This window comes from Desulfallas sp. Bu1-1 (assembly GCF_015594625.1).
Lineage (GTDB): Bacteria > Bacillota > Desulfotomaculia > Desulfotomaculales > Desulfallaceae > JADNRQ01.
Window position 1 is genome coordinate 47,014 of sequence record NZ_JADNRQ010000019.1, and the last position, 14,002, is coordinate 61,015.

Here is a 14,002-nt window from a genome sequence, read left to right on the forward strand (position 1 = left end):
ATTCAATTCCCGTAGCTGTTACTTCCCGCTTTGTTTCTCCTGCTTACTGCGCCAAAGCGCCATGTCTTCCACAACCCCTGTAATATAAGTGCCAGGTAAACAAATTTTTATTCACGCCGGTGGGATCAAAATGATGCCATGTGATCGATATTTAAACTGGTTGAGGAATAATGCTGGTTAACTTAATAGGATTTTAAAGATTCTTGTCGAACTGTTTAAAATAACCAAAAGCAAAATGCATTGAAACAGGGCCAACTTGATAAATCCGAATTCGATTGAACAGGAAAATCACGCTGCACCTTCAACAAAGTTGGAAACAGGAGGTTTGTAAACCGTGCTTTCGGTACTGGAAACATGCCGGCCGCGACCGGAAATTCTGGCCGGCAACTTCAATCCCGATGTATTTACGGCGGGGCTCAGCCCGGTGATTGATTATTACCGCAGCGGTCGAAGCGCTATTGACAGCATTTACACCAATGCGGAGCTGTTTTTCCGGGAAGCCACTTACCCGACCCAGGGCCTGCGCGTGGCTCTTACCGAAGTGTTCAGCCGCATTGCGGGCGACGCGACCGCCCCGGCCATCCACCGGCTGGAAACGGCTTTCGGGGGCGGCAAGACCCACACCTTGATTGCCTGCACTCACATCGCCCACAAGGGCACGGAGCTGCGCAATGTTGTCAAAGATATTATCGCTCCGGAACTGCTCCCGGAACCCGGTTCGGTGGCCGTTGTGGGTGTGGCGGGCGACCTGATCCCGGTTCACCAGCCCCGGGGTGACGCCCTGGTGCCCTACACCCTGTGGGGCGAGATTGCTTATCAAATCGGCGGTGAAGCCCTCTACCGCGAAGTGGAAAACGAAGCCGGCTCCCATGCCGCACCCGGCATAACCTACTTTGACCGGGTATTTGCCAACCGCAAGGCGCTGGTGATGCTGGACGAGCTGGCCCAGTACGCCGCCAGGCTGGAAGCCGCCCGGCCCGACGGTGCCGGCCAGTTGGCCGCCTTCCTGATGGCGCTGCATGGCTATGCCCGCAGCCGCCCCGGCATTGCCATTGTGCTCACCCTGGCCAGCGCGTCCGACGCTTTTGCCAGGCAAACTGAACAGTTGGCTAAACTAATCAGCGAAGTGCGTGGTGAAGAAGTCAGTGAGGACAACGCCATCGGCATCGGTGAAAAAGCCGTTAAAGGCGTGACCAGCGTGGTGGCCCGGGACGCCGTCCAAATTACGCCGGTACAGGCCGCCGAGATTTCCTCCGTATTTGCCAAGCGGTTGTTCATTTCCATAAATTACGATGCCGCCAAAGACACCGCTGCGGAGTACATGCAAATGTACCGCCGCAACGCCAACCTGCTGCCGGATGAGGCCACCGGCGATAATTTCCTGCGCCGGATGGAGGCCAATTACCCGTTCCACCCCACGCTGGTGGATTTCCTGAACAAAAAGTTGGCCAGCGCCGAAAATTTCCAGGGCACCAGGGGTGTCCTGCGGGTGCTTTCCCTGGCTGTGCGCAGCCTGTGGCTGAACCGGCAGGCTGTGCCCATGATCCACGCCTGCCACCTGGATATGCGCTCCGACCGGGTGGTCAATGAAATACTCGGCCGCACGGGCAGTTCGGATTTAATGTATATCTTAAACTCCGACATCGGGAGCGTGGACACCGGCACCCTGGAAGGCGGGCACAGCAACGCGGAACTGGCCGACCGGCGCAACCCCCATCCGGAGGGGCACCCCCTTTATGAATACACGTGGAAGACTGTTTTCCTGCACAGCCTGGTTGGCCGGGAAGAGGGTCTGAATTCCAGAATCTTCGGTATTTCCGAATCCGAAGCACTGTTTGGTGTGTCCTTTCCGGGCCTGACCCCGCCGCAGGTGCGCACCGCCCTGGAGGAAATCAATGAAAGCGCTTTTTACCTGCGCTTCGAGCAGGGCAAATATTACGCCAGCGAAGAACCCACCCTCAACAGCGTGCTGGCCAGGATTCGCCGAACCATAACCGCCGGGCAAATAGAACATCTACTGAAGGCGATGGCGCGCAAAATTATCACCGATGGTAACAACCTGTTTCATATTGAACATGATGTTTCACTGCCCGAACACCTGCCCGACGGCAAAGGGAAGCCCATATTGGGCATAGTGGCACTTACGGCTGAAAGTGTCAATGTGGAAGACATGGTTACCACCAGGGGGGAAAACAAGCCCCGGGAACAACAAAACCTGATTTTTGTCCTGGTCCCGGAAACAGTGATGGTCAAGGGCGCCGGCGATCAACCGGAACTCTTTGGAGGTCAGTATTCCCGGGCCCGGGATACGCGGCAGCGTATTGACTACCTTGCCCGGCAGGTCATGGCGATGCGCCTGTTGGTGGAAAAACCGCAAAACTACGGCGTCAACCCCGGCCGCCTGGCTAATCAAGACTTTAGAGAACGTTACTCCAAACTGGAAAATGATTTACATACCGCAGTGTCAAGGATTTACACGAGCCTGTACTATCCCTCGACGGCGGGCTATATCGTGCGCAAGGAAATCAAGAGCGCCGGGGGCGAGGGCGGAACACCCTTTATCAACACCATCCGGGAAATCTTAATTAATGACCGCGAACTGCTCACCTCAGCCAATGTCACCCAGGCTGACCTGGTTATCTTGAGCAAGCTTTTCTTCGATCGCGATCTTTTATTTGAAACCAGTGATACCATTACCCTGGAAAAGTTACGAAATAATTTCTACTGTGTGCGCAGCTGGCCGGTACTGGAAAACCCGGACGTTCTGCACTCAATAGTGCGGGCCGGTGTCCAGAAGGGCGCCTGGTGCGTTTTTCGCATGGGCGCCGAAGACAACGCCAACCCCGTGGAATTCTACCACCAGGAAAAGGAAATTCCCCTGGGGGTGAATTTAAGCGAACCGGGCTACGCGCTGATCACCCCGCAGGGCGCCAAACAGCGCGGCTGGACCGGAACCGGACCGGAAGACCCCGCTCTGGTACGGGAAAACATCATCTATGCGGTTGAACATAGCGGCGCCGCATACCTGGGGGAAGTGTCGGACAAGTATGCAGAAAAACACGGGCAGTGCCCTGAAAATGATTTTAGGGATGCTGTGGCCGCGCTGGTTAAAGACGGCCGCCTTTATGCCTACCGCGGTACTCCGGACCAGCAGGACAAACCGGAGTTAATTCACGGCCATGCGGCGGCCCTCTACACCCCCCAGCCCGGCGATGTGATCATTACCCCCCGGGAGGCACGCCAGCGGGGCTGGATTGACCCGGGTAAACGCGCCTTCAAACTGGAAGGAAAAGAGGGAGCCGCCAAACTGTTGCCGCTGCTCAGACGACTGGGCAGCATCTACAACCGGGGCGCAAAATGCACCATTGACTACCTTGAGTTGGATGAACTGGAGCTGCCCGAAGGTGGTACGCTGAGAATTCAGCTAAATAACGCGTCACCGGGTTCGCTGCGGGCGCTGGGGGAATTGTTTGAAGTGCTGGATAGCGCCGTGGAACAAGGGGAACAAACCGGGGTTTACCTGGACATCAATGAGCCCGATGACGACTGCGCCTTTATTCAGGAGTTAAAAAAAGCATAACGCGAGGCGGCGAATATGACGAGCAAAACAAACATCAACCTGGACCTGGCCGGGGAATTCCAGCAGCGCATCCGGCCCCTGGCCGGACGCGCACCCTGGATTCTACGGATAACTGAATACAAAGATAAACCTGCGCCCGTTTTTGTGGTCAAGGAACGCTTCACCCGGGATAATGAACCGTATCATACCGACCCCGCGCCGGGCAGGGGGATACTGAAAGACCGGGGACTGCTGTACGGCCAGCCCCTGCGCCGCTGCCTGCCGGTTGTGCGCGCCATCATCGACAATGTTTGCGACGAGGCCGGGATTCCGCTGGACTTGCACCGGTTTGTCGGCGACGGCCGCATCACCTTTCGGGGCAACCTGCCCCTGGACGAGGAAGCGGGCGCCAAATTGGCGCTGATTTTCAAACTGCAGGAACGCGTCAAAGACATGGACCGGGTGGAGCTGATCGCCTGGCGGGTGGAACGGTTCAGCCGCGAAGAAGCCGCTTACTGGTTGACGCGGGCCACCCAGTACGGTGACGCCGCCAGCCGCTGGGCGCAGGGGGGCATGCGCATCATGCTGGGCGGCCAGCCCGGGGACAAAGCGGTGCTGCAGATGCTGGAGAAATTGCGCAAGTAGACAGGGGGGAATTGGCTCATGCACCGAAACGATAACAGAAACGATATTCGTTTAATTGAAGCAGGTTTTCCCTGTCACCAGGTGGGCGCCGAAACCCAGCGGGAGCGCGGCGCCAGTTCCGCACTGCCGCCACTTTATTATCTCCACGTCTGGTGGGCCAGGCGTCCCCTCACCCCCAGCAGGGCCGCCATCCTCGGTTCGCTTCTGCCGGCCGGCACCGACACGGACTGGTTTTTGCGCCAGCTGGGCATTGAAAAGGTGCAGGCACTGGTCAACGGGGAGCCTTGGACGCTGGAGGATAAAATTATCGACCGTATTGGACAGGATGTTTCCGAACTCGATATACTGCCTGTGGACTCTGTGGTCGCGCGGGCGTTGCAGCAAGAACAGGCTACTAGACTAGAACAAAGGCGGCTAATTGAAGAAATCATCAATGAAAACCCTCTTCTTGGCGAGCATCCCATTATTCAAAAATGGAGGGAATTAAGTAAACCTCTCCCTGAACCGCTGCCCGGTGAAGGTGCGGTTTTAATAATAAAACGTGTGGCTGCTGACCCGGCCTGGTTCAAAGGTCTCATGGAGCTGGCAGGCAGCGTAGGTGTCCGAGTTCCAAACCTTTACGGGTATTCCCGTGCCTATATGCGTCAACCCGAATGGCAATCCAATAACATTACAGTACTTGACCCAACGGCCGGCGGTGGTTCAATTCCATTTGAGGCATTACGGTTGGGATACAACGTGATTGCTAATGATTTAAACCCGGTTGCTGCAGTAATCTTGAACGCCACCCTTGATTACCCCGCTCGTTATGGCCCGAGTTTGGTAAACGATATAGAATTTTGGGGGCGAAAGTTGCTTAACGCATTGGATGAACAATTGAAAATGGTTTTCCCCCGTTCATTTCCTTTATCACCGGATGAACGACGCGCTTTGGAGATACATTTACAAAAATGTCCTGACATGATCACGGAATTTGATTGTGAAAATACGACCACCTTTCTTTACGCCCGCCAGGTTATCTACCCCCATTGCGGGGGTGAGGCGCCGCTTTTAAATACCTGCTGGCTGTCCAAGGAGGACCCCAAGTGGGGCGTGCGCATTGTCCCGGACGGCCGGCCCAGGGGCGGCAAGGTGCGGTTTGAAACTTACCGCGTCAAGGGAGGCAGGGGACCGAGGGGCGAAGACCCCAACTTCGCTACGGTCAGCGGCGGTGTCGGCACGTGCATCCACTGCCGCCAGGCCATTCCCGCGGAAGAAATCAAGGCCCAGGCCCGGGGTGAATCGCCCCACGGCAGGTGGCAGGACCGGCTTTATTGCGTGGTGGCCGTGCGCCACCAGCCCAAGCTGGACAAAAACGGCCGGCCGCAGCGTTATAAAAGCGGGGCACGGGCCGGCGAAATCAAGACTGAAAAGATTCGCTTTTTCCGGCCGCCCGGCGACCGCGACCTGCAGGCGCTTGCCGAGGCCGAAAAACGCCTGCGGCAACGCTGGCCCGAATGGGAGCGGCAGGGGTTGATTCCCACGGAAAGGTTTCCGGAGGGAAATGACATGCGTCCCGTTACATATGGCATGACGCGCTGGTGCGATATGTTCACCCCGCGCCAGCTTCTCGGGCACCTCGTCCTGGTGGAGGAACTCAATCGCCTCAAGCCGGAAATACTGCGGGAACTGGGCGAAGAGCGCGGTCGCGCCGTGGTGACGTACCTGCAGTTTATGATCGATAAAGGACTTGATTATAACAGCAAGCAAACACGGTGGGAATATACAAGGGGTATTGTTAAAGGAACCTTTGGACGCCATGACTATTCACTTAAATGGACCTTTGGCGAAATGATATTCAGCGGCCCCAACTCCGGCGCAGCCTGGGGCCTTTCCCAGGTTTTGGACGCGTATGCAGGTATAGCGAAGCTATTGGAGCCTTTGCATGAGAAGCTTGCCGGAGCCGCGCCACCGGTGACGGTCCGCTGCGGCACAGCGGCGCACACCGGTTTGCCGGACCAATCGGTGGACCTGGTCTGCCTGGACCCGCCTTATTACAACAACGTCCAGTACGCGGAGTTGTCGGATTACTTTTATGTCTGGCAGCGGCGCACCCTCCGGGATTTGTACCCGAAACTATTCCGCCGGAATTTGACCAACAAATCCGACGAGGCGGTGGCCAACCCGGCCCGGGACGGGTCAGCCGCCGGTGCAGCCAGCGCCTACGAGCGACTGATGGGCGAGATTTTCGCCGAATGCAGCCGTGTCCTGAAGGACGACGGCATTATGACGATCATGTTCACCCATAAAACCCAGGAAGCATGGGAGGCTTTAACGCGCTCGCTAATTGAAAGTGGTTGGACGATAACTTCATCGTTGCCTGTGGAATCTGAATCGGCGGCTTCAATGCATCAAAAAGATATGGCCGCCGCCGCCAGTTCCATCTTCCTGACCTGCCGCAAACGCCGGGAGGCGGGTAATACGCCTGCCACCTGGACCGGCTTTGGCGGCACGGGTGTGGCCCTGCGAATACGGGAAGCAGTGCGTGAGGGATTGCAGGATTTTGCGCCGCTGCAGCTTAGCGCCGTGGACGAAATGGTGGCCTGTTACGGACGGGCGCTGCAGGTGCTTTCCGAACACTGGCCGGTGCTGGACGGTGACGAGCCCGTCAGCCCGATCCGGGCCATGAACGAAGCCGGCGCGGTGGTGGCCCAGCACCAGGTGGCCCGGTTGACCGGGGGCCGGTTGAAGGTGGAGGACTTAACTCCGGAAGCCGCCGCGGCATTAACATTTTACGGCATCTACGGCCTGGCGGAATTCCCCTTCGACGAGGCGCTGAACCTCTCCCGCTCGTTAACCATCAAACTGGAGATCAAGCCCGCCGGGTATAACGTAAACGGGCGCATGATCGGTATTAACGACGAAAACCGGGGTAGCCGCACCCGGCGCAGTAACGCCGAGGAAACCGGTTACCACGCGCCGCTCCTGCGACGCGGGTCGAAGCTGCGTTTGGCACTGCCGGAAGAGCGCAACAAAAAGCGCCTGGACAACCCGCAGACCGAGTGGGATATCCTGCACGGCCTGATTATGGCCTACCGGGAGGGCGATGTGCCCGTGGCCCGCTCCTACCTGGCCCGGCACGGCGCGGGAAGGGAACAGCTGGTAATTGATTTGCTTTCCGTCTGGGCGGCGGAAATGGCCGGCGACAAACTGCGCAAGGAGGCCGAGGCCCTTCTGTTCGGCCTGAAATAACCGGGCAGTGAACCACATTTTGTTGATGAGGGGATAGTATGTCTGAACAAACCGGAGCAACCGCGGCCAATGAGGGGCTGCGCTCCCGCTCCTGGCTTCTTTCTTATAAAACCTCAACCACCATCATTGACGGCCGCCCGGTGGATATGCTGCACGACTTCTATATACCCGCCCTGAGCCTGGCGGTGCGGTATGACCGGGTGGCCGGGTATTTCCGGTCGTCCTCGCTGGCGGCTGCTTCCCGGGGATTTTCCGCTTTTGTGGGCCGGCGTGGTAAAATGCGCCTGATTGTCGGCGCGGACCTGGAGCCCGGCGATGTGCGGGCTATCCTGGAGGGGGATGCCGGGCGGCTGGCCGCAAAGTTAAATGAAGAACTGGACCAGCCCGCATCCTGGCCGGAAAAAGTCAGGAACGGCGTCACGCTCCTGGCCTGGATGGTGGCCCGGGGTCACCTGGAGGTGCGGGTGGCCTTCCGGGTGCACGGGCAAACCGGCGAACCGCTTTCCGTCGATGCGGTGGACGACGGCTATGTGCATGAAAAGTGGTTCGTATTGCACGATAAATACGGCAACCGCCTGTACGGGTCGGGCACGCTGAATGAATCCAAAACGGCCCTGGTGCTCAATGCGGAGAATATTGACGTGCACTGCGATTGGTGGGGTGAGACCGACAGGAGGCGGGTGGACGAGGCCGCCCAGGCCTTTGAAAACCTGTGGGCGGGCCGGGTACTCCACATGCCGGTTTTGACCCTGCCGGAAGCGGTCCGGCGGAAACTGATCCGGTTGGCCGGAGGAATAAACCACCCGGTGGAAGTTGACGGCACAAGTGCCGCGCCCCGAACAATTGAACCGCCTTCGGCCCTGGAGCGATTGCGGTTCGCCGTGCTGCGGGATGCCCCCAAAATGCCCGGCGGGCGGTTTGTGGGCATGGAAACCGCCCCCGTGGAACCGTGGCCGCACCAGGCCGTGGTGGTGCGCCGGCTGGTGGAAACATGGCCGTACTCTTACCTGTTATGCGACGAGGTTGGTCTCGGCAAAACCATTGAAGCGGGGCTGGCGTTTCGCTCCCTGTACCTGTCGGGTTTGGTGAAACGCATCCTCATTGCCGCGCCGGCCAGCCTGACCAGGCAGTGGCACCGCCAAATGGCCTCCAAAGTGCTGCTTGCCTTCGGCCTGGCGCGAACCACGCCTGACATTGCCCATGAATACATACTCCCGGAAGAGGAACAACGCACAAGCAATTCCCTCTATGCACCGGATTTGGTAATCGTATCCACCGGTTTGCTGGCCCGCCGCGAACGGGCCGGGGCACTGCTGGAAGCGGAGCGGTTCGACATCGCCCTGGTGGATGAAGCGCACGCGGCCAGGCGGAGCAATCCCAACGGCGGTTTCTCAGCTTACCCGGATTACGGCAATCTTTACACGTCCATCCGCGACCACCTGCGCAAACAGGCGCGCTGTTTGTGGCTGGCCACCGCCACTCCCATGCAGATTCACCCCGTGGAAGTGTTCGACCTGCTGGCGCTGACCAACCGCGTGGGCGCGTTCCAGTTCGACCCGACCCTGGCCATGGAATATTATCATATTCTTGGCCGGCTGGTGCGCGGGGAGGAACCCGGCGAACAGGAGTGGGATTTCTTACAGCGCGTCGTCCAGGAGGTAAAATCAGAAGATCCCATGCTCTGGAACTACTTCGAAGAAAGTGTCATTGACAACCGCATCCGCATTGCGGTGCGGCAGTGGCTGGAAAACGGCCGGGTGCCCAGGGGCAGGGACCGCCAATTAATGTTGCGCCTGCTTTTCAGCGCCTCGCCGCTGGCGCGGGTGATGCTGCGTCATACCCGGCGGCTGCTGGAAATCTACCGCGCCAGCGGGCAATTGCAGCAAAACCTGGCCCGGCGTCATATCCTGCCCCTGGAACCCGTGGAATTCACCCCGGCGGAGCGGCATGTTTACAACCAGCTGGAGGATTACTGCAAAAACCTGGCCGGGCAAATCCAAAAACACAGCGATACCCGGACGCGCCAGATGGTGAGCTTTTTGCTGAGCTTTCTGCGTTTGCGATTCGCGTCCAGCACCTATGCGTTCCGCGAGACGCTGCAGCGGCGCCTGCGCAAGGTGGAAGCCACGTTGCGGCACCAGCTGGTCCTGGAAAGTGATGAGCCCGAAGCAGCTAATCCCTCAATGCGGGAATTGCTTTTTGAAAACGAAGATGAAGACGACCTGGCGGCGGTGGAGTCTTTGTTGCATAACCGTAAACCGGCCGACCTGGAATGGGAGCGGAACCAATTAAAATCCATGCTTGCCGGCCTGGCCGCCCTGACCGGGCATTCTTCCAAGATGCAGGTGCTTTTACAAAAGCTCGACCAGCGCAGGGACAGGCAATCAAGGCGAATTAAGCAGACGGTTGTCTTTACTCGTTTTTACGACACGCTGCAGGATATTGTCACCCGGTTGCGCCGGGCCGACCCGACAATGCTTGTGGGCACCTATTCGGGGAAGGGCGCGGCATATTACAACCCGCAAGACAATGAGATGATCAGCGTAGACCGCGAAGAGGTAAAGGAGCGGTTCCTGCGCGGCGAAGTGGATGTGCTGGTCTGTACGGATGCCGCGGCGGAAGGCTTGAACCTGCAGACCGCCGACCTGCTGGTCAACTTCGATCTGGGCTGGAACCCCATGAAAGTGGAGCAGCGCATTGGGCGGATCGACCGCATTGGACAAAGGCATAGTGATATTTTTGTCCTGAATCTTTGTTATACCGGAAGCGCCGAAGAAATTGTTTACGGGCGGCTGTTAAAACGCCTGGCGGACGCCAACCTGATCGTCGGCACGCAACAAATATCCCTGCTGCCGGTGGAACCCGATGAATTCCGGCAGCTGGCCGAAGGAGAGCTTACCCAGGAGGAATTGTTCAAACGCGCCCGGGAAAGGATTACCCGGCAACACAAACAATCGGAATCCATGGAGATGCAGCCGGAGGAACTATATTCCATCTACCGGCGGTTGGCTCAACCCGGCAACCGGCGGCCCGTTCCCGTTGATCTGGAGGCGATTTGGGAGGCGCTGAGCCAGTCGCCGTTCTTGCGCGCCCTGGGCTGTACCGTATCGGGTGACCCCGCGCAGCCGGTGTTAACCCTGTCCGGCCTGGCCGGCGTCCCGGATGGAACAATGCTGACGGTTTCCCGCACGCTTTACGAGGAAGGGTTGGCCGGCAGCGGCACCCGGGTACGTTTTGCTTCTTACGGTGACCCGTTGTTTGACGCTGTGCTGGAGCACCTGAACAGTTTCGAGCTTTCTCCCTGTGTGCGCCGCATTGCCGTCCCTGTTCCCGGCCTGGACGGGGTTGAACTGGTGGGTTACGCGGCGGCCTGCCGTGGGCCGGGCGGCGCCGTGGAATTGCGGTTCATCAGTAAATGGAGTGATTTGGCGGGAATATCCCTGGCGGAAGGGGAATCTTTGAGCGAAGCCGAAGTGGAACCGCTGCGGCAGCAGCTGGCGCGGCTGGCCCTGGAAGAATTTGAACCCTGTCTGGCGGTGGATCGCATCGAGCGGCAAAACCTGCGGGCCGCCCGGTTGCAGGAATTGATGAATTTCCTGGTGATCGCCGATATCCTCCGCACCAGGGCGGGGTCTCCCGAAACCGCCGGTAATAAGGTGCGCTTCTGGCCGGTTTTGCGCGAAGTGGATTTACTTTTGACAGATCATAAACACATCCTGGTAACCGGTTTGCCGGGGGATCTGCTCAGGGCACGGGCCCGGGACCTGCTTTTCGACTGCCGGGTGCCCGGCATCGGCGATAAAGTCAACTTGCGCGTACCGCGCATCTTTGTTCGAGCGGCCAGGGACGCTGCCGCCCGCCTGGCCGACAGTATGAAAAAGGGCAAAGGCGAGCTCCGGGTCGACACCGTGCTGGCCCGCCTAAAGCGCGAGGCGGAGTCAAGGAAATTTTCGGTTTACTAATTTTTGGACATGCCTGCTTATAGCATTGAGCCGATCTAAACATATTTATATGTTTAGCATCTATCAAGATAAGAAGATTTAACTGCAAAAACACCACAGCGGCAGGCGATCCGGCGGATTTCTGAAGTGAGTGGAGCACTGGATGCGGTCCCTAGCCCGTCATATCCCAAGAGCCATGACCCCTTAGGGTGTGAAGAAGTAGTAAGGCAATAAGTTGCAAGCGTTAATTACAAATTTCACCGGCCTTAAAAGTAAAATTGCGAAACGAACGGAAGAAGCCACCGGAGCGCCAGATAAAAGTACCGGTTTTTGCAGCAAAATCAAAAAAGAATTTTAAGATATTCTGGATATGTCCATATAAAAACAGGGTTTTGGGCAAAGAAATTTTCCCAAATAGAATTAACGCATAAAATGAAATCCAGCCTGAAAGGTGATTTAATAATGCACAACGCAAATGCAATACTGGCGAAAATCGAAAAAAATATGATAAAAATTAAAAGCTTTGGGGTTAAAAAAATAGGGCTGTTCGGGTCATTTGCCCGGGGAGAACAAACCAATACAAGTGACATAGATATAATGGTGGAATTTTATCAAGACCAGAAAACGTTTGATAATTACATGGATTTAAAATTCTATCTTGAGGATTTATTTGGCCGTAAAGTAGACTTGGTAATTGCTGAAGCAATTAAGCCGGATTTAAAGCCCAACATTACAGGGAGTGTACGGTATGCCCAGGGATTATAAGGTATATCTCTAGCGATATTATTGGCTCGATTAATAAAATTGAGCGGTACACAAACAACATGTCATTTCAAGATTTTTTACAAAATGAACTAGTCCAGGATAGCGTAGCAAGAAACCTGGAAATTATCGGTGAGGCTGTTAAGAAAATTCCCGACAATATCAAAAGGCAGAAGCCTGAAATTGAATGGAAAAAGATAGCATTTGAATACTTCTCGGGGATGAACATCGGAAGAATTCAGTGTGCCAATGCTTATTGTTTTTACCCGGATAACGTGGTTTTTAGTGTTCAGTAGTATTACCTTAAAATGCTCCCGGTCAAGGAATTGCATGTCACTGACAAGGTTATAAACATCCCGGGGGTTCGGATTATCTGTGGTTCATTAGGTGATGGAAAGTGGAGCCTTTTTGCCAGTTTTATGGACGCCAACAAAGCGGTTGCCTTTTTAGAGCCTAGCTAGCGGGCAAGAGCCATTTATTATGTATTTTTTGCATTTCTGGAATTAACCCCGAACAAAAGCTTCCAATTCCGCCTTCCGTGTTTTCATCAATGAAATTTCAGCTTCCAGATCTTCAAGATGTTTATGATTTGAGGGGATGACATAAGTTGGGAATTTGCTTTCAGTAGATTCACATGGGTAGTTTTAACATCAATTTCGGCAGCGAGTTTATCAATGAGGCTAATTGTGTCCAGCTGTAGTTTCTGTTCATATCTTTTCTTTGGATGAGACCCTTGCGTAGGCGACGACACGGATAGGGTTCATTTGGAAACCTCCTTGGTAAAAAATGAAAAATCACCGTAGGCTTTGGGAGCTACGGAGTTCTTGTTATTTTTCTTATACCATTTTCCTGGTAAAGTTAATTGGATGGTTCCTTATATGCAGGTAATTCCTCTATTTGTGTCGAAAAACATTAAGTAGAAATGGAGGTAGTTTTATGACAGTTTTAAGAGGCGATGAAGCTAATAAGGTTTATGTCTTTGATAAGCTGAAGGCTGTTTACAGTGAATTATTAGACTGTGAAAGTCAATATGCCGTAGACTATGTGGACTGGGTTATGGAAAAACTTAAGCAATAAAAAGCATATTGAGGAATCAAAAATAAATGCCAGAATAAAGCAGTTAAGGGGTAAAACGGACGCTACTTCAAGAAAAGAATTAATCGAACTAAGAGAGAAAAGAAAAAAAATATTGCCAAAAAATTACCCAGCTTCATTAGTCAAGGGTGATATTATTTATGTAAAGTATGGGGTTGGTTTTGGCGATGAATTAACCAACGGTCATTATGGGATTATACTAAATAGGAAGGGCGCTTTGTATTTAATTGCGCCTCTGACCAGTACACCTCAACCGTACGAAGGTTACAATATCCATTTAAAAGACCTCGGTCTCCCTGGGGAAGGTACAAAGGGCAGTTATGTTAGTTTCAATCATGTTAGGTTTCTACACTACAGGAGGATAGAAAAGATAAAGGGCATAAAAGAAGGCAAAAAGAACATAGGTGCGGAAACTGCGGACAAAATCTTGGAAAATTTTTTTAATATGAACAAAACCATGGAATAAAAAATATATTGACATTCATTCCCCCAAAAAATATAATAAGATTAATCAATATACAATTTAACTCAGTCGGGGAATGCCGATTGAGGGCTTATCAACAAAGGGAAAACCCTGCGGAATGGCGGGGTTTTTCATTTGTAGAATAAAAGGCTCGAAAACAAAGGGAGTGTAAATCATTTTGTGTAGTGCGGCCGGGCAAGGTCGTTAATTCTAGTGGGTGAAAGCCCCACCAGGGTAATGCCTAACCAGCAGCCCTGTAGCTAGTTCTTGGAGACGTTCAGGCAACTGAAAGTTTTAAGCGTAGAA

Annotated in this window: 7 protein-coding genes and 2 pseudogenes; 8 read left to right on the forward strand and 1 reads right to left on the reverse strand. The window is 54.8% G+C overall.

All coding sequences use genetic code 11. The annotated features are described in order from the left end of the window. Positions 1-334: 334 nt before the first annotated feature. The 6 genes and pseudogenes from IT084_RS14240 to IT084_RS19035 form a co-directional block, all read left to right on the forward strand. A complete protein-coding gene (locus tag IT084_RS14240) occupies positions 335-3,580 on the forward strand; it encodes an ATP-binding protein (RefSeq protein WP_195713567.1) in 3,246 nt (1,081 codons plus the stop codon). 15 nt (positions 3,581-3,595) lie between these two features. Continuing rightward, positions 3,596-4,204, forward strand: coding sequence for a hypothetical protein (locus IT084_RS14245; protein ID WP_195713568.1), 609 nt, complete (start codon positions 3,596-3,598; stop codon positions 4,202-4,204). A gap of 18 nt (positions 4,205-4,222) precedes the next feature. After that, on the forward strand, positions 4,223-7,435 hold the full coding sequence (locus tag IT084_RS14250) for a DUF1156 domain-containing protein (protein WP_195713569.1): 3,213 nt from the start codon (positions 4,223-4,225) through the stop codon (positions 7,433-7,435). Positions 7,436-7,473: 38 nt separating this feature from the next. Further along, positions 7,474-11,397 carry a helicase-related protein gene (locus IT084_RS14255; RefSeq protein WP_195713570.1) on the forward strand — a complete coding sequence of 1,308 codons (3,924 nt, stop codon included), beginning with the start codon at positions 7,474-7,476 and terminating at the stop codon, positions 11,395-11,397. A 309-nt stretch (positions 11,398-11,706) separates the two neighbouring features. After that, entirely contained in the window at positions 11,707-12,141 is a 435-nt protein-coding gene (locus IT084_RS14260; protein ID WP_243276988.1) for a nucleotidyltransferase family protein, read from the forward strand. Positions 12,142-12,200: 59 nt separating this feature from the next. Beyond that, positions 12,201-12,281 (forward strand): annotated as a pseudogene (locus IT084_RS19035) (HepT-like ribonuclease domain-containing protein); the annotation flags it as partial. 114 nt (positions 12,282-12,395) lie between these two features. Here the strand turns inward: IT084_RS19035 and IT084_RS19040 are convergent. After that, positions 12,396-12,470, reverse strand: a pseudogene (locus tag IT084_RS19040) (hypothetical protein); the annotation flags it as partial. A 604-nt stretch (positions 12,471-13,074) separates the two neighbouring features. Between IT084_RS19040 and IT084_RS14270 the strand changes: the two are divergent. Next, a complete protein-coding gene (locus tag IT084_RS14270) occupies positions 13,075-13,215 on the forward strand; it encodes a hypothetical protein (RefSeq protein WP_195713571.1) in 141 nt (46 codons plus the stop codon). After that, complete coding sequence (locus IT084_RS14275; protein ID WP_195713572.1) at positions 13,181-13,699, forward strand: hypothetical protein; 519 nt, start codon at positions 13,181-13,183, stop codon at positions 13,697-13,699. The genes IT084_RS14270 and IT084_RS14275 overlap by 35 nt, the downstream gene beginning before the upstream one ends. Positions 13,700-14,002: the final 303 nt, after the last annotated feature.

Excerpts from the sequence above, each read along its gene's own strand:
- IT084_RS14250 (WP_195713569.1), top strand. The coding sequence starts at position 4,223 with ATGCACCGAAACGATAACAGAAACGATATTCGTTTAATTGAAGCAGGT.
- IT084_RS14270 (WP_195713571.1), top strand. The coding sequence starts at position 13,075 with ATGACAGTTTTAAGAGGCGATGAAGCTAATAAGGTTTATGTCTTTGAT.
- IT084_RS14275 (WP_195713572.1), top strand. The coding sequence starts at position 13,181 with ATGTGGACTGGGTTATGGAAAAACTTAAGCAATAAAAAGCATATTGAG.
- IT084_RS14245 (WP_195713568.1), top strand. The coding sequence starts at position 3,596 with ATGACGAGCAAAACAAACATCAACCTGGACCTGGCCGGGGAATTCCAG.
- IT084_RS14255 (WP_195713570.1), top strand. The coding sequence starts at position 7,474 with ATGTCTGAACAAACCGGAGCAACCGCGGCCAATGAGGGGCTGCGCTCC.